The following is a 23,803-nucleotide window of genomic DNA, read 5'->3' as shown; positions in this document are numbered from 1 at the left end:
GACCTCAAATGAAACGCATAAAAAAACGTCTATTGCAGAACAATAGACGTTTTTATTTAACTCGAATAGAGCGCAGAGTGATTAGTGCTCGCGCGTCGCTCGGAACTGAACTTCAGGGAAACGTTCAGAAGCTAGGTTCAAGTTCACCATAGTCGGTGCAATGTAAGACAGGTTATCACCACCATCTAACGCGAGGTTAGCTTGGCTCTTACGTTTGAATTCTTCTAGTTTCTTAGCGTCATCACATTCAACCCAACGAGCTGTAGCAACGTTTACACCTTCGTAAATCGCTTCAACGTTGTATTCCGCTTTCAAGCGCGCTACAACCACATCAAACTGAAGTACACCAACTGCACCAACGATCAGATCGTTATTTTGCAAAGGACGGAATACTTGAACCGCACCCTCTTCAGAAAGCTGAACCAAGCCCTTTAGAAGTTGCTTTTGCTTCAGTGGATCGCGCAAACGAATACGACGGAATAGCTCAGGCGCAAAGTTAGGAATACCAGCAAACTTCAAGCTTTCGCCTTGAGTAAAGGTATCACCAATCTGGATTGTGCCGTGGTTATGCAGACCGATGATGTCACCCGCGTATGCTTTTTCAGCACGCGCACGGTCACCCGCCATGAAGGTTACCGCATCTGAGATACTCACGTTCTTACCAGTACGAACATGGTTCATCTTCATACCTTGGTCATAAGTACCCGATACGATACGCATGAATGCGATACGGTCACGGTGTTTTGGATCCATGTTTGCTTGGATCTTAAAGACGAAACCAGAGAACTTCTCTTCAGTCGCTTCAACATCACGCTCATTCGCTTGGCGCGTTTGAGGAGCTGGAGCCCATCGAGTTAGGCCGTCAAGCATGTGGTCAACACCGAAGTTACCCAATGCAGTACCGAAGTAAACCGGAGTCAACTCACCAGCAAGGAACAGTTCGTGATCAAACTCAGGACACGCGCCAATAACCAATTCAAGTTCTTCACGAACACTGCTCGCCAGATCTTCGCCAACAGCTTCGTCGAGTTCAGGGTTATCTAAACCTTTGATGATACGAACTTCTTGGATCTCATGGCCGTGACCAGATTCGTACAAGATCGTTTCATCACGGTGAATGTGATAAACACCTTTAAACTCTTTACCACAACCGATTGGCCATGAGATTGGAGCACAAGCCATACCTAGCTCGCTTTCCACTTCATCAAGCACTTCCATTGGATCACGAACGTCACGGTCAAGTTTGTTCATAAACGTTACGATTGGTGTATCACGTAGACGCGTTACTTCCATTAGTTTACGAGTACGATCCTCGACACCTTTCGCAGCATCGATAACCATCAAACAAGAGTCAACCGCAGTTAGTGTACGGTACGTGTCTTCCGAAAAATCTTCGTGTCCTGGAGTATCGAGTAGGTTTACTAGGCAATCATTGTATGGGAATTGCATTACCGACGTAGTTACCGAGATACCACGTTCTTTTTCCATCTCCATCCAGTCAGATTTAGCGTGCTGGTTAGAGCCACGGCCTTTTACGGTACCCGCTTTTTGAATCGCGTTTCCGAATAAAAGAACTTTTTCAGTAATCGTGGTTTTACCCGCATCCGGGTGAGAGATAATTGCAAACGTTCTACGTTTACTCACTTCTTGTTGGAAAGACATAGTCGCCCTTTGCTGATCTAAAGCGTAAAAAGGGCAAGTAGATAATACTTGCCCTTGAATTCTGTGTGCGGATTATACAGAAAGCGAGTCACTTTCTAAAGGGTCAGTTTGCACCCTATTTTGAGGCTCATTCTGTGGTTAGTTATTTAGCCTGCTAAAAAACGTAACATGATTAGCTAAACGACATAAAAAGATAGCTCATAATGATGGCATCTTCATTGCCTTGCTTGGTTGGGTAATAGTTACGACGGCGATCAACTTCATTAAAGCCGGCCTTTTCGTAAAGATTAAACGCATTCACATTACTTTCGCGAACTTCTAGCCAAGCACTTTCAGCGTCAGCCTGTTCACACATATCGAGAAAGTGCTCAACCAAAGCTTTGCCGTAGCCTTTACCTTGCTGCTTGGGGTCAACCGCTATCGTCAGCAAAGTCACTTCACCGACAATGTTCTGAGCATAGAAATAGCCAACAACCTCTCCGTCCACCTCTAAAACACGGTGGCTGCCTCCACGGCTATTAAGATCACGGATCATGTTTTCAGACCAAGGATGAGAATGCGCGGTCTGTTCAATTTGCCAAATAGCGTCGAGGTGTTGTTCTGAAGTGGGTAATAATTGATTAGTCATAAGCACAAATTTGTTGCCATAAGTCGCGGCGATGTTGGTTATTACCGTTAATGTCAGACAGTAATGGAGATTGAAGTGTTTTGGCCTTCAGTTCATGAGCAGATTCGCAACCAGCAAACCATATCCACTCAACCACTCCTAAATCCACAGAAGATAGATGCTGAGGTTGAATATGTAACGACTGAGATAAGTCGAGCTTGATACTTTTAAGTACTCGCTCAAACATCACGGCGAGATCTTCCTGAGGCTTTTCTGGTGAAACCAACAGTAACTTGCAATCATTCGATAACAGGGTCAATTCAGATTCGTAACCAGCCAAACGCTCTGGGTGACTTAACTCCCACTGGCTAATGCCCATCTCTTGTAGATATTGCGCGTGTGTTTGTGACATATCTAGCGGTCGTAACCTTTGGTTTGTTGGTATTAATATTCTTCAAGCGAACTTAAAGGTGCTCATTGGGGCTGATACTAACAAAAAATAAAGGAGCATCAAGCTCCTTTATTTAGACTAAATCAGTTTGTATCTTATTGAGTGATAAATCAGCTTATAAGTCGTTGAACTCAGGGCTGTAAGCAATCTCACCAGAGTGCCCAGCAAACGCCCCTTCTACCAACTCAATCGCTTGGAAAGCACCTTCAGGCACATCCCAAACACAACTCAGGCCAAATTCGCTCGCCGCCTTGAAACCAAAACGACCGTAGTAAGCAGGATCACCGAGCACAACACAAGCTGGGTAACCAAAATCTACCAAAGTAGAAAATGCGTCTTCAACCAGTGATTTGGCAATGCCTTGATTACGGAACTCTTCTTTCACAGCGAGAGGTGCAAGCCCCTGCCAATTGTGATCGTCACCATCAAGAGTCAGAGGGCTAAACATCAGGTGACCAACCACCTCGCCTTCATCAGAACAAGCCACCAGCGATAGCGTTAAATGGCTATTCTCACGCAAGCTCATAACCAAGTTAGCTTCTGCATCCGTTTCAAAAACAGATTTTAATAAACGATCAATGACAAGTATATCTGCCGGTGCTTCAGTTCGAATAAGCATTCATTACCTCACTTTGTGTATCTGGGGATTGTACTCCCTTCTGCACAAAATCAGCTAATTGATTTAACAAAGTTTTCATAGGAGTCGGCAATAAGTCTAAATCGACGCTATCCATCAAATTTTTAACTTCCAAGCCTAGCTCGGTATCGCCCTCGATAGACAGTCGACGCTGGAAGAAAAGCGTATCTGGGTCTTCTTTGCGCCCCGCAATCAACACGAGATCATTAAGATTGCCACTAAAACTCACATCTTCATTGACTTCTTTATCAGCGACAACTAGTTGCTCATTTTTGTAGCTAATACACCAACTTAACCCCATATCTTTTATTGAAACTTTAAGCCACTTGTCTTCTAGGAACTCAAAATCACCATCCTCTAAAGCCTCCTTGAATACATTTTTCAATGCTTCTAATAAGGCTTTTTTTTGTACTGATTTTGGTAATAACTGGACTGGAGATCGCAAAATTGATGCGGCATTTTGAACTAGTTGAGTGCGTATCTTGTTTATCACGTGACTTATCCGTAACTTTGTCAATAATATAGAAAGCATCATAGATGATGTTGAGATCTCAGTTACTGTTATGTATCAAATTAATTCAGTTTGATACTCGACCTTTAATATATTGATGATCGCAGTTATAGTAACTTGGTCGTGAAAATTACAGCGAATAGCTGCGCCCACAAGTAAATATCGATAGCTGAACAAAAAGCAATCAACATTTAACGGTAGTGAATATTTAAGCTCTTGGAGAATTGGTAGTACTTTGATGCCTCCCCAGCAACTACAACATTGGTTTACACAGCTAACTGCAAACAGTCCGTTCTTTTTTGCGGTACTTGATGCTCAACATAATTATTTTATGGTGAATGAGCGTTACTGTGATATTGCTGGTTTAAGTAAAACAGAGCTTGTAGGCATGAATGACCGCCAAACCTTAGGCGAGCAATTCTACCAACACCTTAAGCCTTACTATGAGCGTGCATTCAATGGCGAAACGATTGAGGCGGAAATTACCCTAAACGAAACTGCTTTAGACACTAGCCTTCATTTCAGCTTATCTCCGCTTACCAATGGTAAAAAGACTGAATACATCATCTTTCACGCCTTCGATACATCTGAAAACCAAGTACTTGTCCGTTCTTTAGAAGAGTCCGAAGCGAAATTCCACAAGCTATCTCACCTGCTCCCAGACGGATTACTGTTAGTTGAAAACGACTACATCCTGTCTTCGAACCCTGCGGCTGCGCGCTTGCTTGGTTTCAACTCAACGACAGAGTTGATTGGCGAAGAGTTAGGTCGATTATTTATCGATGAACAAACCAAAACAGTCTTTAATAATGATCTCAGTTCCATTATTTCTGAGTCTGGTTTGGTTTGTTTAACGGGTGCTCGATGTGGCTTTGAACGTAAGGTTCAGCTAAATATCGACTCGACGGTCATTCTTGGGAGTAGTACCCAACTCGTACTGATTCAAGACGCCCAAGAAACAACAAAACAATACACACCCGCTAACAGTGAAGATGCCTACATTGACACACTGACGAAGCTCTACAACCGACTTGGGTTTACCAAGAGCCTTGAGCAGTTCATTCACAACAATACTCCTGTTGTGATGCTCTATTTAGACATCGATAACTTCAAAAATATCAATGACTCACTTGGCCACCACATCGGTGATAAAGTGATTAAAGAGGTCGCATCTCGCTTAAAACGACAACTGCCTCGTCAAGCTGTTATTGGTCATTTAGGCGGTGATGAATTCGGTATTATTCTACCTGAGCCGGAACACCCACGAACGCCTGAAATACTCTCTGAGAAGATCATATCTCTGATCAATCAACCCTTCGATCTCCACCATTTTAGCAAGCGCTTAGCCTGCTCGATTGGTAGTGTCAGTTTTCCTCACGATGGCAGCGACGCGCGTATCTTGCTGCAAAATGCTGACACCGCAATGTATGAAGCTAAGGATCGTGGACGCAACCGCCTGATTAAGTTCAACGAACAGATGAACAAAGAAGCGCGAATGCGACTGTGGCTTGAGATAGAACTGCAAAAAGCACTGCAACAGAACGGGCTTGAGGTTTGGTACCAACCAAAAGTAAATGCACGTGACTTCACCATTAACGGAGCAGAAGCTCTGGTACGTTGGAAGCACCCTGTAGAAGGTTATATTAGCCCTGCCGCATTTATTCCAGTAGCGGAACGAGCAGGCCTTATTGAACAACTTGGTCGTGTGGTAATGCGCGAAGTATTTGCCACGGTGAAACGGTGGAAGATGCAAGGTATTTTACCGGGTCGCGTCGCGATCAACCTTTCACCAGAACAGTTTGGTAATCCAAAATTGATTGATTTCATGGAGAAGTTGCTGCGTTCGACTGAGCTGGATCCAAGTGCGATTACCTTTGAGCTTACAGAAAGTGCCGTAATGAGTGATAGTGAGCACACGCTGCAAATGCTGAACGCAATTAAAAGACTTGGCTTTGCGTTATCCATTGATGATTTTGGTACCGGTTATTCTTCTCTATCTTACCTTGCTCGCTTTCCAATTGATGAGCTTAAAATTGACCGGGCCTTTATCTCAGATATCGATACCTTACCAAAGCAAATTACCGTGATTGAAAACATCATCAACCTTGGGAAATCTCTCGATTTAACCGTGGTAGCAGAGGGTGTCGAAACCAGTGAGCAAGCAACCCTACTGTCTAATCTCAACTGCAGTTCAATTCAAGGTTTCCACTTCTATCGCCCTCAACCGAAACAAGAGGTTGAAGAATTATTCGCCCAAAACCGTCGCCACAAGAATTAGTAAAACACGCCTTCCAATACCACGCTAAAACAAAAACTCGCCATTCGCCAGTACCTCAAATGGGGTAAAAACAGATTTATCCATCTAAACCTGCCTTACATCAATTCTGTCATTCATAATTCTTCATAAAATACTCGCTTCAATTTTATTCTATTGGTAGTGAGCAAATGGAACTCTTATGCCCAGCGGGTAACTTACCTGCTTTGAAAACCGCTATTGATTGCGGTGCGGATGCTGTCTACATCGGATTCAAAGACGATACGAATGCCCGACACTTCGCAGGCCTTAACTTTGCGGGTAAAAAGCTCGATCGTGCTGTGCAGTATGTACATGACCGCAACAAGAAAATTCACGTTGCCTTAAATACTTTTGCTCACCCAAACGGATTCGAACGTTGGACAAACGCTGTAGACAACGCTGCTGCGCTAGGCGTTGATGCGCTGATCATCGCTGACATCGCGGTGCTCGAGTACGCAGCAAATAAGTATCCAGATCTAGAACTGCACCTATCAGTGCAAGCATCTGCGACCAATGCAGCCGCTATCGACTTCTACCATAAAAACTTCAACGTAAAGCGTGTCGTACTGCCGCGTGTGTTGTCGATTCACCAGGTCAAACAGCTTTCTCGTAATATCACTTCTGACGTTGACCTTGAAGTATTCGCTTTTGGTAGCTTATGTATCATGGCAGAAGGCCGTTGCTACCTCTCTTCATACATGACAGGTGAATCACCAAATACCGTTGGTGCTTGCTCTCCAGCTAAATACGTTCGCTGGCAAGAAACAGAAACCGGCTTAGAGTCTCGCTTGAATGAAATACTTATCGACAAGTATGAAGCAGGTGAGAACGCAGGTTACCCAACGCTGTGTAAAGGTCGTTTCGAAGCGGATATCGATGGTGAACGTAAGCGCTATCATGCACTTGAAGAGCCAACGAGCCTAAACACGCTGTCCATGTTGCCTGAGCTTTTCGCCGCGAATGTTGCCTCTGTGAAAATTGAAGGCCGCCAACGTAGCCCAGCTTATGTCGAGCAAGTCACTCGCACTTGGCGCGCAGCCATCGACCGCTACTTAGCGAACCCTGAACAATACCAAGTGGAACAAGCTTGGAACGCGACACTGGCAAATGTATCTGAAGGTACACAAACCACGCTTGGCGCTTATCACCGTAAATGGCAATAGATCCAAATGGAGAACTCAATGAAATACGCATTAGGCCCTCTACTTTATTTTTGGCCAAAACAAGATGTTGAAAGCTTCTATGAGCAAGCTAAATCAAGCTCTGCCGACATCATCTACCTAGGTGAGGCGGTGTGCTCAAAGCGCCGCGAGATGAAAGCAAAACACTGGATGGACATAGCAAAAGAGCTGTCTGATTCCGGTAAGCAAGTAGTGCTTTCAACCATGGCATTGTTAGAAGCGCCAAGCGAAGTCAACATCATGAAGAAGTACATTGATAACGGTGACTTTGCGATTGAAGCTAATGATGTATCTGCAATTCAACTGGCAAATGAAAGTAAGGTGCCTTTTGTTGTTGGCCCAGCAGTGAACACCTACAACGCACGCACGCTAAACCTATTCCTTAAGCAAGGTATGACGCGTTGGTGTATGCCTGTAGAGCTTTCTCGAGAATGGTTGAGCAACGTCATGACACAGTGCGAAGAGCTCAATATTCGTAATAAGTTCGAAGTAGAAGTGTTTAGTCACGGCTATCTACCGCTTGCTTACTCGGCGCGCTGCTTTACCGCTCGTGCGGAAAACAAAGCTAAAGACGATTGCGAAACCTGCTGTATCAAGTACCCAACAGGGCTACAAGTAGAAAGCCAAGAAGGCCAATCAGTATTTAACCTTAATGGTATCCAGACGCAATCAGGTTACTGCTACAACCTAGTCAATGATTTACCGAACATGCATGACTTGGTCGACGTGGTTCGTTTGAGCCCGTTAGGTCTCGATACCTTCTCGGAAATTAATAATTTCCGAGCGAACGAGCAAGGTCAAAACCCGATGAAGATTGAAAGCCGTCAGTGCAATGGCTACTGGCATCAGCTTGCAGGTTTAGAGGTTAAGAACATCTAGTTCCTCGAATTGGGTTAACTAACAACAGATACAAAAAAGGTCTCGCATTCGCTAGACCTTTTTAATTCGACTTAAGAAAAACGACCTATATCGTCGCGGTTTCCATCGGTGCAGCATCGAGCTTCTTTAGGTCTTTGTAGAGCATTACCATCACCACCACACTTAGCGCGATGTTAGACAGTGGGTACGCAATCCAGATCCCCGGCACACCATACAACTTAGGCATAATGTACAAGAAAGGTAGTTGGATAAGCATATTACCTATCGTTACAAACATCGCCTTGCTGCCTTTATTCACCGCCTGATAGTAAGCACCCGCTACCACCAAGAAGCCATCCAGCGCCAGTGCAAACATGTGAAGTCGGATACCCAACACAGTGTACTCAACTAGCTGGGGTTCATCTGAGTTAAACACTGACACAAACTCACGTGGGAACGCGTTCAGCAACAACACAAACGCCACACCAATCAATACTGAACTCATCATCGCAATCTTGAGTAACTTACGGATGTTCGCTTGATTACGCGCACCATGATTGTAGCTCACCAATGGTTGCATGCCGTTGGCGATACCTTCAGCCGTGAGATAATAGACCGTCACTATATAGCCCAAAATCGCGTAAGCACCGATCATCAACTGATCGCCATATTGAGAGAACAACGCATTGTGCAGCGCCACCATCATCGAACCGTAAGCGTACATAAAGAAACTTGATGTACCAATCGCGAAAATCTGTGGAATCACATCCAGCTTCAGTCTCAATTCATTCCAACGCAAGCGTAAGTTCGCTCGACATGAGAAGAAGTAAGCCAAGCCGAGAGCCGTTACCACAAACTGAGCAATCGCGGTTGCCAATGCTGCGCCCATCAACTCCCACCCATACAGAGCGATAAACATGTAATCGAGTACGATGTTAATCACTGCACCGACAATCATCAGTATGGTGGCTAAGTTCGGGCTGTCATCGTTACGCAGCAAAAACGGCATTGCGATCGAACCTAGCGTGAAGACACTGGCACCAATCAGAATATGTAAGTACTGCAGGCCAAGTTCATATACTCGCCCTTCCGCGCCCTGCCAAAGCAAGAAGTTATCAGCAAACAAAAACAGCAATGCAGAGACAATAGGCGTTATCGCTAGCAACAAGGTTAAGCCCGTTGCTAAGATCTGTTTAGCGCCTTGAGTATCTTTTTCACCTTGACGAATAGAGACAAGCGCACCTGTACCCACGCCCACCAACATACCAATACCGAGAATCGAACCAATCACAGGCCACGCAACATTGATGCCTGCAAGTCCATCAGCCCCAACATAGCGGCCAATGAAGATGCCATCCACCACTTGGTACAGGCCATTAACCAACATAGCCGCTACGGTAGGAATTGTGTATCGCCAAAACTGACGACTAATTGAGTTACTCATTTCTTACTCTACTTTCATCTGTGAGTCGCATATCAACAAGATATGACTCGAAAAATTAGTTAACAAGGCTAACTAAATATCTAAATTATTTACTTCAAAGCTTTATTTAATAACAGGTTTAGCTGCTGAGACTCTTGCTCAGACAAACGACTTTCCAATATCTGTGCCATGACCTGATAGATCTTACTTTCTTCTTCTAAGCCGACTTCAGCTTTGCTGGTCAATACGACCAACTTAGACCTCGCATCTTCGAGCGAAACTTTACGCTCAACAAGCCCCTTTCTCTCTAGTCTCTGAACCATAGTGGTTGCTGAAGGCTTTGTCACCTGCATCTCAATCGCAAGATCAGTCAATCGGATCGGTTCAGGAGAAGATTGAATGACCTTCAAATAGTCATACTCATTGAAGCTCAATTGGCAAATAGGGTCTTCATTTACCTGAGTTCGCCATATCTTAGAGGCGAAGCGCTCAATCTTTTCTAAATTCTGGTTCAGCATACTCACCTTATCAAGAATTGCATTTAGTTAGCAAGGCTAACTATTTTAGTGTTGTTTAAATAAAAAGCAATCAAAAACGAGCCCCCCCCCCCCACCACCTGTTTATAAAAAAGAAGCATAAAAAAACCGCTGACAGGCAGCGGTTCTTCGGAATCAAAATATATCGTTTACTTTGTGTTGGCTTTTTGTTCGGCCTCAGCCAACTTAACTTTTGCTAAGTGCTCGGCTTTAAGAGTAGTAAATATACGGCTTAGCTCTAAGAAAGAGTAACGATGCTCTACATATTCATACACATTGAAAGACACTGACAACTTGTACAGAGAGATCGCATTCGCGTAGTCCCCATTCATGTGGTAACGCTTAGCAAGGTAGAAATATGTCTCAGTTAGACGCTGCGCAAGTAACGTGTTGTCACGAGTACCGGTCAAGATCGCCTTAAAAGCCTGCTCTTCAGTAATGTCATCAAGCATAATCGCGACTAATACCCAACCCCACTGCTCATCACGGCTCTCGTAACGTTTTTGCAAATCAAGCTTGGCTTGCTCTGGCGTGAGTTCGTGCTGAATGATATACAACCAAAGCGCACGGAATGGATCACTTGGATCATCGGTATAATGCTTCATCATCTCTTCATTGGCTAAGTCGTAACGCTCGCCGTAGTAGAGAGCTATAGAGCGATTTCTTTCTGCGTAAGTGTTTGCAGGATCAAGCTCTAACGTAGAATCAAAAGATTCATAAGCGGCATCAAACTCCCCTACCTGCGTAAAGTAAACCCCCAAAAGATTGAAGATATCAGGTTGAGCAGGGTTCAATGAAAGAGATTGGTTGAAGTCGAGACGCGCGAGATCACGTAGGCCAACACTGTCGTAGTAGTTACCACGCTCAAACAGCATTTTAGCTCGAACTTCATCATTCAAATCTGGGCGCTGTAATAATTGACTAAGACGTGCAATTTGTACTTCTTGCTGAACGCTTGGTTGCAGTGGTACTGCCATTGGGGGATAAACCCAACGGGAGGTGTTATCTGATGTTGTCGCACAACCTGTTAGTACAAGCAGCAAACACATACTCGCGGTTTGAAACCATTTCACAAATAATTACTCCTGTTATGACCGCAATAAAAAAGGGGAGCGATATGCTCCCCTTTATAACATGCTTTTTTACCAATGGGTTAGAAATCACTAAAAAGCGATAGTCCCATTAATAGGCTAAGAATTACTCAGCCGCAGGTGCTTCGCCTTCAACTGGCGTTTCAACTGCTTCTTTCATGCTTAGACGTACACGGCCTTGACGGTCAATTTCAAGAACCTTAACTGGTACTTCTTGACCTTCAGTTAGGTAGTCAGACACTTTCTCAACACGCTTGTCAGCGATTTGAGAGATGTGTACTAGACCATCTTTACCTGGAAGGATAGTAACGAATGCACCGAAGTCAGCTAGACGAGCAACTTTACCTTGGTAAATGCGGCCAACTTCAACTTCAGCAGTGATCTCTTCGATACGACGGATAGCTTCTTGAGCAGCTGCGCCTTCAGTAGCAGCAATCTTGATTGTGCCATCGTCTTCGATTTCGATTGTAGTTCCTGTTTCTTCACAAAGAGCACGGATAACTGCGCCGCCTTTACCGATAACATCTTTGATCTTATCAGAGCTGATTTTCATTGTGTGGATACGTGGAGCGAATTCAGAGATATCTTCACGAGCACCAGAGATAGCTTCATCCATTACAGAAAGGATGTGCTTACGTGCACCTTGCGCTTGGTTAAGAGCAATTTGCATGATCTCTTTAGTGATACCTTCGATCTTGATGTCCATTTGAAGTGCAGTGATACCAGCGTTAGTACCTGCTACTTTAAAGTCCATATCACCTAGGTGATCTTCGTCGCCAAGGATGTCAGAAAGAACAACGAAATCGTCGCCTTCTTTAACAAGACCCATTGCGATACCCGCAACAGAAGCTTTGATTGGAACACCAGCATCCATAAGTGCTAGAGATGTACCACATACAGAAGCCATTGAAGAAGAACCGTTAGATTCTGTGATTTCCGATACAACACGAACTGTGTATGGGAATTCGTCAACAGAAGGCATTACTGCTTGGATACCACGTTTAGCAAGCTTACCGTGACCAATTTCACGACGCTTAGGAGAACCAACGAAACCAGTCTCACCTACACAGTATGGAGGGAAGTTGTAGTGTAGAAGGAAGTTGTCTTTCTTCTCACCCATTAGGCTATCGATGATTTGTGCATCACGTTGTGTACCAAGCGTTGCAGTAACAAGTGCTTGAGTTTCACCACGAGTGAATAGAGAAGAACCGTGTGTACGTGGAAGAACACCAGTACGTACGTCTAACGCACGAACCATGTCTTTTTCACGGCCATCAATACGTGGGTTGCCAGCAATGATGCGGCTACGTACTACGTTTTTCTCTAGAGAACCAAGCATGCCGCGGATTTCGCGCTCATCTAGGTTTTCGTCTTGTGCAATTAGAGCTTCAACAGTGTCGTTCTTGATTGCGCCAACTTGCTCGTAACGAGCCATTTTCTCAGTGATCTGGTACGCGTCAGATAGACGTGTTTCAGCTTGCTCAGCAACTTTAGCTTTAAGCTCAGTGTTAACTGCTGGCGCTTCCCAGTTCCAAGATGGAGTTGCAACTTCAGCAGCAAACTCGTTGATTGCTTTGATTACAACTTGTTGTTGGTCGTGACCGTAAACAACAGCTGAAAGCATTTCTTCTTCAGATAGGTTATCTGCTTCAGATTCAACCATAAGTACTGCGCCTTCTGTACCAGACACAACTAGGTCTAGTTTAGAGTTTTCAAGCTCAGTATTTGATGGGTTAAGAACAAGTTCGCCGTCGATGTGACCAACACGTGCAGCACCGATAGGACCATTGAATGGAGCACCAGAGATAGCAAGTGCAGCAGACGTTGCGATCATAGTGATCATGTCTGGGTTTACGTCAGGGTTGATAGAAACAACCGTAGCGATAACTTGAACTTCGTTTTTAAACGCACTTGGGAAAAGTGGACGAATTGGACGGTCAATCAGACGAGCTGTTAGTGTTTCGCCTTCAGATGGACGACCTTCACGCTTGAAGAAACCACCAGGGATTTTACCCGCAGCGTATGTACGCTCTTGGTAGTTAACTGTTAGAGGGAAGAAATCTTGACCCGCAACAGCTTCTTTTTTAGCAACAACAGAAACGAATACTGATGTATCGTCCATAGTCGCCATTACAGCAGCAGTAGCTTGACGTGCCATTACGCCCGTTTCTAGAGTAACGGTGTGGTTACCGTACTGGAATGACTTTACAACTGGTTTTTCAAACATTGTATATCCTTCATCTGAAAATCTCTTTTCAGAATAAGTGAATGAATGCTCAGCAATAACTAATCGCGACTAGTAAAAAAAGACGAGAAGTTCAATCAGACTAAACATCTGCTTTTAATAGTCGCGACCTATTGGCCGACATCTGTGACTGTTATTGTTGAGCTAATTAGGGTGCGAAATAATCAAACAATTATTCGCGTGCGAGAGTATAAACTATTTTTTTGGCAAGAGACATTTTCACGATTAAAAATCAGGTTAACCGCACAGAGAACCTACATTTTTGACATTAAAAATATAACAGGCACAAAAAAAGGAGCATAAATGCTCCTTTTCTTCAAACTGTCTTTGCAGACATCGCTATTAGCGACGTAGGCCTAGACGCTTGATTAGGTCTTGGTAACGAGTAAGGTTTTTGCCTTTCAAGTAATCAAGAAGCTTACGACGGCTAGAAACCATACGTAATAGACCACGACGGCTGTGGTGATCGTGTTTGTGCGCTTTGAAGTGACCTTGTAGGTGGTTGATAGAAGCAGTAAGTAGTGCTACTTGTACTTCTGGTGAACCTGTGTCGCCTTCAGATTGTGCGTATTCTGCAACGATTGCTGCTTTAGTTTCTGCATTCAGAGACATAAATCTCTCCTGATAAGAGTAAGTTTATATTTGTAGCAGCCAATCTCTGATTCAGCCGCTACGCGAGCTGGGGATTATAGGGAAGTTTGTCAGCTGGTGCAATAACAATCGAACCAATGAAAAACGAAAAAAGCGAACCATTAAAATTAAGGGCTCGCTTTCTATATTATTGATTCGCTTTTCCAGGCTAAGCGCTAATACCTAACTAGGTTTCAGCGCTACGCTTGAGGCTCTTCATCTCTGAAAACAACCAAACGCTTCGGTGCAACTCGGCCATCTTCAGCAATCTGAGCAACACCAACAAACAGCTTCTCTTCACCACTTGTCATGCGAACCGTGCCTTCAGTTGGCGCACCAGCAACCTGAACGGGCATACCGTGCTGAACTAGGTCAGTCAGTTCCGCGTTCAAGTTAACTTCTGGTAAGTCTTCAACGGCTGTGTCCATTGGCATCAACAGTGGGTCAAGCAGCTCTTTGGGTGCAATTTCTTGCGCCTGTGCTTGCTCTAGGATCTCGTTCAACTGCTCCAAAGTCACCATACGCTCGTACGGATACTTTGCTACACCTGTACGACGAAGCATGGTCACGTGAGCACCACAACCTAGCATTTCACCAAGATCGTCAGTAATTGTGCGGATGTAAGTACCTTTAGAACAGTGCACTTCCATCTCAACTTCATCACCTTCAAAGCGAAGCAGTTCAATAGAGTAAACAGTGATCTTACGAGATTCACGAGGCACCTCGATACCTGCACGTGCGTATTCATACAAAGGCTTACCTTGATACTTCAATGCTGAAAACATTGATGGAATCTGGTCGGTTTCACCTTTGAAGCTTGCAATGCAGCGTTCAAGTTGCTCTTGAGTCACGTTAACATCACGTGTCTCTACCACTTCGCCATCAGAGTCAGAGGTATTGGTACGCTCACCAAGCTTAGCAATTACTACGTAGCGCTTATCAGAATCTAGAAGAAACTGAGAGAACTTCGTTGCTTCACCAAGACAAATTGGCAGCATGCCAGTCGCAAGAGGATCCAGAGCACCGGTGTGCCCTGCCTTCTCTGCAAAGTAAATACGTTTTACTTTTTGCAGTGCATCATTAGACGAAATGCCCGTTGGCTTATCTAACAGAATTACCCCGTTGATAGGGCGACCTTTACGACGGCGAGCCATTACTCTTCGTCCTTAGACTGAGTTTCGTCAGTACGGCCAGACTCTTCTTGCTTGCGCTTATCGTCGTTTAAAACTTCACTTACTAGGTTAGACATACGCATGCCTTCTACTAGTGTGTTGTCGTAAGTAAAACGTACTTCAGGCGTTAGGCGGTGACGAATACGCTTACCAAGAGCCATACGAACTGGCACTTCATGCTCTTTAAGAGCAGCAAGACATGATTCAGGTGTTTGCTCACCGATACATAGGAAAGTAACGAACACTTTTGCGTAAGCAAGGTCACGAGACACTTCTACGTCTGAGATCGTTACCATACCGATACGTGAGTCACGAACTTCACGTTGTAAGATAAGCGCAAGCTCCTTTTGAAGCTGCTGAGACACACGTTGTGTGCGGCTAAATTCTTTTGACATTTTCTTTTCTCACTTAGAAAGATGGGGGGCTTGGTAATTACCAGCCCCCCATGGTGTATTCAACAACCGATTACCTTATTACCTTTATTAGTAATGTTAGTAACCTTAGTCAATATGTCGAGTCGTACAGACTGATTAGTCTAGAGTACGTTTAACCTCAACGATTTCGAATACTTCGATCTGGTCACCAACGCGAACGTCGTTGTAGTTCTTAACGCCAACACCACACTCGTAACCATTCTTAACTTCTTGAACGTCATCTTTAAAGCGACGAAGTGACTCTAGTTCACCTTCGTAGATAACAACGTTTTCACGAAGTACACGGATTGGGTTGCTACGCTTAATCGTACCTTCAGTAACAATACAACCAGCGATTGCACCAAGTTTAGGCGACTTAAATACGTCACGAACTTGTGCAAGACCAATGATTTCTTGACGGAATTCAGGAGCAAGCATACCGCCCATTGCCTGTTTAACTTCGTCAATCAGTTGGTAGATGATTGAGTAGTAACGTAGATCTAGGTTTTCGTTCTGAACTGTATTACGCGCAGTTGCGTCAGCACGAACGTTGAAACCAAGAATGATAGCGTTAGAAGCTGCAGCAAGCGTTGCGTCAGTTTCAGTAATACCACCAACACCAGAACCTACGATGTTCACTTTAACTTCGTCAGTTGACAGTTTCAGTAGAGAGTCAGCAATCGCTTCTACAGAACCTTGAACGTCAGCTTTAAGTACAACGTTAAGTTCAGCAACTTCGCCTGCCGTCATGTTCGCGAACATGTTTTCTAGTTTCGCTTTTTGTTGGCGAGCTAGTTTAACATCACGGAATTTACCTTGACGGTAGTTTGCAACTTCACGCGCTTTACGCTCATCACGTACAACAGTCGCTTCATCACCTGAAGCAGGAACGCCAGAAAGACCTAGAATTTCTACAGGGATAGATGGACCTGCAGTTTCGATGTCTTTACCGTTTTCATCGCGCATTGCACGAACACGGCCGTACTCTTGACCACAAAGAACGATATCGCCTTTGTTTAGAGTACCAGACTGTACTAGTACTGTTGCAACTGGACCGCGACCTTTATCAAGACGAGATTCAACAACAACACCAGATGCCATGCCTTCTTTAACCGCTGTAAGCTCAAGAACTTCAGACTGAAGAAGGATAGACTCTAGAAGACCATCGATGTTTGTACCCTGTTTTGCAGAGATGTGAACGAAGATGTTCTCACCGCCCCATTCTTCAGGGATAACGTCGTATTGAGCTAGCTCATTCTTAACGTTGTCTGGGTTTGCACCCTCTTTATCGATCTTGTTCACAGCAACAATCAGAGGAACGCCTGCCGCTTTCGCGTGCTGGATTGCTTCGATTGTTTGTGGCATTACGCCATCATCTGCTGCAACTACTAGTACAACGATATCTGTCGCTTGAGCACCACGAGCACGCATAGCAGTAAAGGCCGCGTGTCCAGGAGTATCAAGGAAAGTGATCATGCCGTTGTCAGTATCTACGTGGTAAGCACCAATGTGCTGCGTGATACCGCCAGCTTCGCCAGAAGCAACGTGTGCTTTACGAATGTAGTCAAGTGTTGAAGTTTTACCGTGGTCAACGTGACCCATGATAGTAACAACAGGAGCACGACCTTCAGCGATAGCATCGCTATCACGGTCAGCTAGTACTGCTTCTTCAAGTTCGTTTTCTTTACGTAGGATTACCTTGTGACCCATTTCTTCAGCAACAAGTTGTGCTGTTTCTTGGTCGATCACTTGGTTGATAGTCGCCATAGCGCCCATCTTCATCATTACTTTGATAACTTCAGTTGCTTTAACTGACATTTTGCTAGCCAGTTCAGAAACAACGATCGTTTCGCCGATAGCAACGTCAGATTTTGCAACAGTCGCTGACTTATCGAAGCCTTGCTGCATTGAAGTTGGTTTAGCAAGCTTACCTTTACCGCCACGACCACGTTGGTTACGACCACCACGGTTATTGCCAGGTTGAGCAGCTGGAGCTGGTTTCTTCTTGCGACGACGAGGTGCTTTCTCGTCTTTTTTGTCTGCCGCATCTTCAGCTTCACGAGCGTAAGTAGAAGTAGTCACATGGTAATCCGCAGATTTCTCTTGCTCTTTCTTCTTCTTCTCTTCTTCAGACCAACGTTCTTGGTTCTCTTCTGCTAACTTACGAGCTTCTTCAACAAGCTTAGCTGCTTCAGCTTCGGCTTTACGAGTTGCTTCTTGCTCTTGACGAGCTTTAAGTTCATCCGCTTCTTTTTTCGCTTGTGCGTTAGCGTCTGCATTTTTTGAATTCATGTCTTTTTTAGCCTTTTCAGCTTGTGCGCGTTGAGCCTTCTCTTCAGCATCACGTTTTGCATCCGCTTCACGTGTTACTTTTGCTTCGGCTTCGCGCTGTGCTTTCTCTGCAGCATCACGTTTCGCTTGCTCTTCAGCATCGCGTTGTGCTTTCTCTTCCGCTTCACGATTAGCTACTTCCTCAGCTTCACGTTTCGCTTCATCTTCAATAGTGCTGCGCTTCACGTAAGTACGCTTTTTACGTACCTCAACTTGAACATCCTTACTCTTACCGCCTCCAGCGGCAACACTTAGCGTGCTGCGGGTCTTGCGTTGAAGAGTTAAACGAGTCGGTTCTGTTTCACCAGAAGTATCGCCGTGCTCCTTTTTAAGGTGCGTTAGCAATGTTTGCTTCTCTGAATCAGTCACTTGGTCCGACCCTGCTTTCTTCATGCCTGCATCAGCAAGTTGTTCAATTAAGCGGTCAACTGGCGTACCAATCTCTTCACTCAGTGCTTTAACTGTTAATTGTGTCATACCGCTCTCTCTCCTTGCTGAATTATTCTTCGTCGCCGAACCAACAGATGTTACGCGCAGCCATAATTAGCTCGCCTGCACGCTCTGCAGTTAGGTCTTCGATGCCTTCTAGTTCATCAACGCCTTGGTCAGCTAGGTCTTCCAATGTCGCAACGCCTTTTGCTGCTAGCTTGTAAGCCATTTCACGCTCAAGACCTTCAAGTGCAAGTAGGTCTTCAGCTGGCTCAACACCATCGAAAGTTTCTTCTTTCGCTAGCGCTAGAGTTGTCAGTGCGTCTTTCGCGCGGTTACGCAATTCTTCAACGATACCTTCATCTAGACCATCGACTTCAAGAAGCTCGTTCACAGGAACGTAGGCTACTTCTTCAAGCGTAGAGAAGCCTTCTTCAACAAGCATTTGAGCAAAGTCTTCTTCGATATCTAGGTGCTTCATGAAGTTTTCAATAGAAGCAACAGCTTCTTCTTGGTGCTTCTTCTCTAGATCAGCAACAGTCATTACGTTCAGTTCCCAACCAGTAAGTTGAGACGCTAGACGTACGTTTTGACCGCTACGACCGATAGCTTGCGCTAGGTTGTCAGCTTCAACCGCGATGTCCATTGAGTGCGTATCTTCATCAACGATGATAGAAGCAACATCAGCAGGAGCCATTGCATTGATAACGAATTGCGCCGGGTTATCATCCCAAAGCACGATATCGATACGCTCACCGCCAAGGTCGTTAGATACAGCTTGTACACGTGCGCCACGCATACCAACACACGCACCAACAGGGTCAATACGTTTGTCGTTTGTTTTAACGGCGATTTTAGCACGAGAACCAGCGTCACGTGCAGCACCTTTAAGTTCAATTAGCTCTTCACCAATCTCAGGCACTTCAACACGGAATAGTTCAGCTAGCATTTCTGGCTTAGAACGAGTAACAAACAGCTGGAAGCCGCGAGCTTCTGGCTTAACTGCGTATAGAAGACCACGAACACGGTCACCTGGACGGAAGTTTTCACGAGGAAGTTGGTCATCACGAAGGATTACCGCTTCAGCGTTGTTACCTAGATCTAGAATCACTGTGTCACGGTTAACTTTCTTAACTGCGCCAGTAACTAGCTCGCCTTCGTTATCAATAAACTGTTCAACGATTTGAGCGCGTTCAGCTTCACGTACTTTCTGTACGATAACTTGCTTAGCTGTTTGAGTCGTAATACGGTCAAACGTTACTGATTCGATATCATCTTCGATGAAACCGCCAAGTTCGATCTCTGGATCATCGTACTTTGCAGCTTCAATAGAGATTTCTTTTGTTGGGAATTCAACTTCCTCAACAGCTTCCCAACGGCGGAAAGTTTCGAAATTACCCGTTTTACGGTCAATCTCAACACGAACTTCGATTTCTAGTTCGCTTTTCTTTTTTGTTGCCGTTGCAAGCGCGATTTCAAGCGCTTCAAAAATACGCTCACGAGGAACTGCTTTCTCATTAGAAACAGCTTCTACTACCGCCAAAATTTCTTTGTTCATTAATCTAGCCTCTTAAGCTCTTCTCTCTAGGAGAACTAAAATTTAGGGATCAGGTTAGCTTTCGCAATATTGCTCAGGACGAATTCTTCTTCTTGTCCTTCAACCAATACTTTCACTGTCTCGCCTTCGATAGATTGGATATCACCTTTCCATTTACGACGGTTGCCAACAGCCATTTTCAAAACGATGCTTACCTCGTGACCAATAAATTGTTGGTAATGCTCAGCTTTGAACAGTGGTCTCTCTAAACCTGGTGAAGACACTTCAAGGTTATAAGCCACTGAAATTGGATCTTCAACGTCCATTACGGCACTTACTTGGTGGCTAACTTCAGAGCAATCATCTACATTGATACCATTTGGTGAATCGATGTAAATGCGTAGCGTTGAGTGCTCACCAGCACGAATAAATTCTAATCCAACTAACTCATAACCTGATGCTGCTACTGGAGCGTCAAGCATTTCAGTAAGTTGTCTTTCTAAACCAGTCATTTAACCACTCCAGAAACAAAAAAAGGGCTCAAAGCCCAATTTAAATTCCAAGCAAACATTATCATCTAAATGCATTTATAAATGCTTAGATAACAAAAAACCCCGTATAAGCCGGGGTTTTTGTTGCTGGACCCTTATATGTTAAGTGTCATCATATTTGATATCACACTTAACTCACAGTGAGGTTCACACTGTGCAAACTTGCTACCAATACAAGCTATATAATAGCATTGAAATTGGTTGCGGGAGCCGGATTTGAACCGACGACCTTCGGGTTATGAGCCCGACGAGCTACCAAACTGCTCCATCCCGCGTCCGACTTGTGAGCATTATACGCCCAACAAGATGTTTTACAAGTTTGTAAACATGGTGCCGAGAGAGGGACTCGAACCCTCACACCCTAAGGCACTAGCACCTCATGCTAGCGTGTCTACCAATTTCACCATCTCGGCATCAAATCTTTACAGATTATTGTGGAATTTCGTCGCCTTGCGCCGGAACTTCACTCACTGCATCTTCAGCTTGTTGAATCACCTGACCTTGGGTCGGGTCAATCCACTGTGACTCAGTTTTATGTGTAGACATATTACCAAGCACTAAGCTAAGGATAAAAAATGTAGTTGCAAAAATTGCAGTCATTCGGGTAAGGAAATTTCCTGAGCCACCAGCACCAAACACAGTGTTTGAAGCGCCAGCACCGAAAGAGGCTCCCATATCTGCGCCTTTACCTTGTTGAATCAACACTAGGCCAATTACACCAAGCGCTGCCAACAGGTAAATCACAAGTAGAACTGTAAACATTTTTCCACCTATGTTCCTAATTGTTGAGCCAGCGCCGTTCAAAAAACTATTTTTAAGAACAAGGCTAGCGACCTCCTAACTGAAGGCCGAGCAATACTAGCGAATGCGACGATGACTGACAAGAGGAATTTACTAAAAAATAAGCCTTTACCAAGCAAGTGGTCAAAAAAAGGGCAAAAGGGACGCAAAACTCATTTGCGTCCCTTTTTAATCATCACATAACTAAAACCCGGCCCCCACAAGTGAGACCGACTTTGCCTGTTACGACAAATGTTTTATTAGCAATTCGCTTTTACTGCATCAGCAATTTTCAGTGCAGAACTCTGAACAAGTTCAGCATCTTCACCTTCGACCATTACGCGCAGTAGTGGCTCAGTACCCGATTTGCGTAATAGCACACGACCTTTCTCACCGAGTTCCGTCTCGACTTCAATAACAGCCGCTTTCACGGCCTCTGCTTCTAGTGGGTTTGAATCACCACTGAAACGAACATTTTCTAGAACTTGAGGGTATAACGTCATACCTTGAGAAAGCTCATTCAGTGTCATTTCACTATCGACAACTGAGGCCAATACTTGCAGAGCAGCAACGATAGCATCACCGGTCGTCACTTTATCTAATAGGATAACGTGACCCGAGTTCTCAGCACCGATCTTCCAACCTTTAGCCAGAAGCTGTTCCATAACGTAACGGTCGCCGACAGCAGCACGTACAAACGGAATACCTAACTGCTTAAGGCCGTTTTCCATCCCAAGGTTAGTCATTAGTGTACCAACAACGCCACCTTTCAACTCACCACGACGCAGTGCATCGCGCGCAATAATGTAAGCAATTTGGTCACCATCAACTTTGTTGCCTAGCTCGTCAACCATGATAATACGATCACCATCACCATCAAAGCCAAGGCCCAACGCCGCTTTTTCTTCAAGCACTTTAGCTTGCAGAGCGCGTACATCAGTCGCACCGACTTCGTGGTTGATGTTAGTGCCATTTGGCTCCACACCAATCGCAATAACCTCAGCACCCAGCTCTTTAAATACAGCCGGCGCAATGTGGTAAGTCGCACCATGTGCGCAATCAACCACAATTTTCATACCAGCTAGCGTCATTTTGTGTGGGAATGTACTTTTACAAAATTCAATATAACGGCCTGCAGCATCATTTAGGCGTACCGCTTTACCTAATTCGGAAGATTCCACGCACTCGATATCTTTGTCTAGCTCAGCTTCGATGGCGAGTTCAATGTCATCCGACAACTTCGTACCTTCAGAAGAGAAGAACTTGATGCCGTTGTCATAGAAGGGATTGTGCGATGCAGATATAACAATTCCCGCTTCAGCACGGAAAGTTTGTGTTAAGTAAGCAACGGCAGGTGTTGGCATTGGGCCAGTAAACGTAGCCTGAAGACCAGCAGCAGCAAGTCCCGCTTCTAGTGCAGACTCAAGCATGTAGCCAGAGATACGAGTATCTTTACCAATGATCACTTTCTTTGTGCCCTGCTTTGCAAGAACACGACCGGCAGCCCAGCCAAGCTTCAAAACAAAATCAGGTGTGATTGGGTACTGGCCAACTTTGCCACGTACACCATCGGTGCCGAAGTAACGTCTTTTATCAGACATATTGATTTTCCTTAATTATGATTAGTGATTGTTATTCATCACTTCGATTATCTTCATCGCTTCCAATGTATCTTCAACATCGTGAACGCGAATAATTTGTGCGCCTTTAATTGCTGCGATAGTTGCGCAAGTAACGCTAGCGACCATGCAGTCAGCTGGGGCTTTGTCTAGTAGCTTAAAGATCATCGACTTTCTCGACATCCCCGCTAAGACAGGCAAACCAAGCGTATGAAACTTTTCAAGGTGCGCTAATAAATGGTAATTGTGTTCGATGGTTTTACCAAAACCAAAACCAGGATCAAGTATCAGCTGCTCTTTTGAGATACCGACAGTCTCACAAGCTTCGACCCTTTCTTGTAAAAAGGCTTCAACATCCGTTAGAACATCATCGTAACTTGGATTGGCTTGCATGGTTCTTGGCTGACCTTTCATGTGCATCAAGCAAATAGGTACATTAGCCTCTGCGGCCACTTCTAGAGCCCCGGGCTCTTGCAGTGCGCGGACATCATTGATCAAATCAGCTCCTGCTTCAACAGCTTGGCGCATCACTTCTGCTTTGCTGGTATCGATAGAGATCCAAACATCAAACTTGGTGCGAATTGCTTTAATAGCAGGGATAACTCGAGCCAATTCTTCCTCTAAGGAAACGTCTGGAGCTCCCGGACGAGTCGATTCACCACCAATATCAATGATGCTAACGCCAGCCTGAATCATTCTTTCAGCTTGCAACAACGCATTATCTAGAGAGTTGAATTTCCCGCCATCAGAGAAAGAGTCAGGCGTAACATTGAGGATACCCATCACATGAGGGCGGTCTAAAACGAGCGTTTTATTGTGTGCTTTTAATATCATGAAAGGCAG

General features: G+C 44.7%; 21 protein-coding genes and 2 tRNA genes. 3 read left to right on the top strand and 20 right to left on the bottom strand.

Translation table 11 applies throughout. The annotated features are described in order from the left end of the window. Window positions 1–81: 81 nt before the first annotated feature. The 5 genes from prfC to ubiT all read right to left on the bottom strand — a co-directional run bounded on the left by prfC (window position 82) and on the right by ubiT (window position 3,850). Window positions 82–1,662 (bottom strand): peptide chain release factor 3, encoded by a 1,581-nt coding sequence (prfC, locus tag OCV44_RS03295; protein ID WP_012604694.1) that lies wholly within the window; start codon window positions 1,660–1,662, stop codon window positions 82–84. 172 nt (window positions 1,663–1,834) lie between these two features. Then, a complete protein-coding gene (gene rimI, locus OCV44_RS03290; RefSeq protein ID WP_029222296.1) occupies window positions 1,835–2,290 on the bottom strand; it encodes a ribosomal protein S18-alanine N-acetyltransferase in 456 nt (151 codons plus the stop codon). Next, window positions 2,283–2,681 carry a DNA polymerase III subunit psi gene (locus OCV44_RS03285; RefSeq protein ID WP_139684575.1) on the bottom strand — a complete coding sequence of 133 codons (399 nt, stop codon included), beginning with the start codon at window positions 2,679–2,681 and terminating at the stop codon, window positions 2,283–2,285. Before OCV44_RS03285 ends, rimI begins: the two co-directional genes overlap by 8 nt. 154 nt (window positions 2,682–2,835) lie before the next feature. Further along, entirely contained in the window at window positions 2,836–3,339 is a 504-nt protein-coding gene (locus OCV44_RS03280) for a GNAT family N-acetyltransferase (protein ID WP_009847530.1), read from the bottom strand. Further along, window positions 3,323–3,850, bottom strand: a complete 528-nt coding sequence (gene ubiT / locus OCV44_RS03275) for a ubiquinone anaerobic biosynthesis accessory factor UbiT (protein WP_009847531.1) — start codon at window positions 3,848–3,850, stop codon at window positions 3,323–3,325. Before ubiT ends, OCV44_RS03280 begins: the two co-directional genes overlap by 17 nt. A 256-nt stretch (window positions 3,851–4,106) precedes the next feature. Between ubiT and OCV44_RS03270 the strand changes: the two genes are divergently transcribed. The 3 genes from OCV44_RS03270 (at window position 4,107) to OCV44_RS03260 (ending at window position 8,224) form a co-directional block, all read left to right on the top strand. Then, window positions 4,107–6,146 carry a sensor domain-containing protein gene (locus OCV44_RS03270; protein ID WP_139684574.1) on the top strand — a complete coding sequence of 680 codons (2,040 nt, stop codon included), beginning with the start codon at window positions 4,107–4,109 and terminating at the stop codon, window positions 6,144–6,146. A 167-nt stretch (window positions 6,147–6,313) separates the two neighbouring features. Beyond that, window positions 6,314–7,327, top strand: coding sequence for a ubiquinone anaerobic biosynthesis protein UbiU (gene ubiU, locus OCV44_RS03265; RefSeq protein WP_016767827.1), 1,014 nt, complete (start codon window positions 6,314–6,316; stop codon window positions 7,325–7,327). 18 nt (window positions 7,328–7,345) lie between these two features. After that, a complete protein-coding gene (locus tag OCV44_RS03260; protein WP_170213713.1) occupies window positions 7,346–8,224 on the top strand; it encodes a U32 family peptidase in 879 nt (292 codons plus the stop codon). A gap of 85 nt (window positions 8,225–8,309) precedes the next feature. On the opposite strand, the gene OCV44_RS03255 is transcribed toward OCV44_RS03260, so the two are convergent. The 15 genes from OCV44_RS03255 to folP all read right to left on the bottom strand — a co-directional run bounded on the left by OCV44_RS03255 (window position 8,310) and on the right by folP (window position 23,794). After that, complete coding sequence (locus OCV44_RS03255; RefSeq protein ID WP_139684572.1) at window positions 8,310–9,647, bottom strand: MATE family efflux transporter; 1,338 nt, start codon at window positions 9,645–9,647, stop codon at window positions 8,310–8,312. An 89-nt stretch (window positions 9,648–9,736) separates the two neighbouring features. Next, window positions 9,737–10,144, bottom strand: a complete 408-nt coding sequence (locus OCV44_RS03250; protein ID WP_041472897.1) for a MarR family winged helix-turn-helix transcriptional regulator — start codon at window positions 10,142–10,144, stop codon at window positions 9,737–9,739. Window positions 10,145–10,311: 167 nt separating this feature from the next. Next, entirely contained in the window at window positions 10,312–11,235 is a 924-nt protein-coding gene (gene nlpI, locus OCV44_RS03245) for a lipoprotein NlpI (RefSeq protein ID WP_139684571.1), read from the bottom strand. A gap of 124 nt (window positions 11,236–11,359) precedes the next feature. Continuing rightward, on the bottom strand, window positions 11,360–13,480 hold the full coding sequence (pnp, locus tag OCV44_RS03240) for a polyribonucleotide nucleotidyltransferase (RefSeq protein ID WP_139684570.1): 2,121 nt from the start codon (window positions 13,478–13,480) through the stop codon (window positions 11,360–11,362). Window positions 13,481–13,840: 360 nt separating this feature from the next. Further along, on the bottom strand, window positions 13,841–14,110 hold the full coding sequence (gene rpsO, locus OCV44_RS03235) for a 30S ribosomal protein S15 (RefSeq protein WP_004734493.1): 270 nt from the start codon (window positions 14,108–14,110) through the stop codon (window positions 13,841–13,843). Window positions 14,111–14,328: 218 nt separating this feature from the next. Next, on the bottom strand, window positions 14,329–15,282 hold the full coding sequence (truB, locus tag OCV44_RS03230) for a tRNA pseudouridine(55) synthase TruB (RefSeq protein WP_017059233.1): 954 nt from the start codon (window positions 15,280–15,282) through the stop codon (window positions 14,329–14,331). Continuing rightward, window positions 15,282–15,695 carry a 30S ribosome-binding factor RbfA gene (gene rbfA / locus OCV44_RS03225; protein WP_004734495.1) on the bottom strand — a complete coding sequence of 138 codons (414 nt, stop codon included), beginning with the start codon at window positions 15,693–15,695 and terminating at the stop codon, window positions 15,282–15,284. Before rbfA ends, truB begins: the two co-directional genes overlap by 1 nt. A 135-nt stretch (window positions 15,696–15,830) precedes the next feature. Beyond that, on the bottom strand, window positions 15,831–18,521 hold the full coding sequence (gene infB / locus OCV44_RS03220; RefSeq protein ID WP_139684569.1) for a translation initiation factor IF-2: 2,691 nt from the start codon (window positions 18,519–18,521) through the stop codon (window positions 15,831–15,833). A 22-nt stretch (window positions 18,522–18,543) separates the two neighbouring features. Continuing rightward, window positions 18,544–20,031 (bottom strand): transcription termination factor NusA, encoded by a 1,488-nt coding sequence (gene nusA / locus OCV44_RS03215; protein WP_009847542.1) that lies wholly within the window; start codon window positions 20,029–20,031, stop codon window positions 18,544–18,546. A gap of 35 nt (window positions 20,032–20,066) precedes the next feature. Continuing rightward, entirely contained in the window at window positions 20,067–20,522 is a 456-nt protein-coding gene (gene rimP, locus OCV44_RS03210) for a ribosome maturation factor RimP (RefSeq protein ID WP_004734501.1), read from the bottom strand. Between the two features lie 237 nt (window positions 20,523–20,759). Then, window positions 20,760–20,836, bottom strand: a tRNA-Met gene (locus OCV44_RS03205). Between the two features lie 53 nt (window positions 20,837–20,889). Continuing rightward, window positions 20,890–20,974 (bottom strand) — tRNA-Leu (locus OCV44_RS03200). Between the two features lie 16 nt (window positions 20,975–20,990). Then, a complete protein-coding gene (gene secG, locus OCV44_RS03195) occupies window positions 20,991–21,323 on the bottom strand; it encodes a preprotein translocase subunit SecG (protein ID WP_009847546.1) in 333 nt (110 codons plus the stop codon). A 278-nt stretch (window positions 21,324–21,601) separates the two neighbouring features. Next, a complete protein-coding gene (glmM, locus tag OCV44_RS03190; RefSeq protein ID WP_139684568.1) occupies window positions 21,602–22,942 on the bottom strand; it encodes a phosphoglucosamine mutase in 1,341 nt (446 codons plus the stop codon). 21 nt (window positions 22,943–22,963) lie between these two features. Further along, the gene (gene folP / locus OCV44_RS03185; RefSeq protein WP_139684567.1) at window positions 22,964–23,794 is read right to left on the bottom strand and encodes a dihydropteroate synthase; all 831 of its coding nucleotides are present in this window, start codon (window positions 23,792–23,794) and stop codon (window positions 22,964–22,966) included. Between the last annotated feature and the right edge of the window lie 9 nt (window positions 23,795–23,803).

The sequence above is a fragment of the Vibrio tasmaniensis genome (assembly GCF_024347635.1).
Lineage (GTDB): Bacteria > Pseudomonadota > Gammaproteobacteria > Enterobacterales > Vibrionaceae > Vibrio > Vibrio tasmaniensis.
Note: the sequence above shows the minus strand (reverse complement) of the source record. Positions and strands in the feature narration are given on the sequence as shown.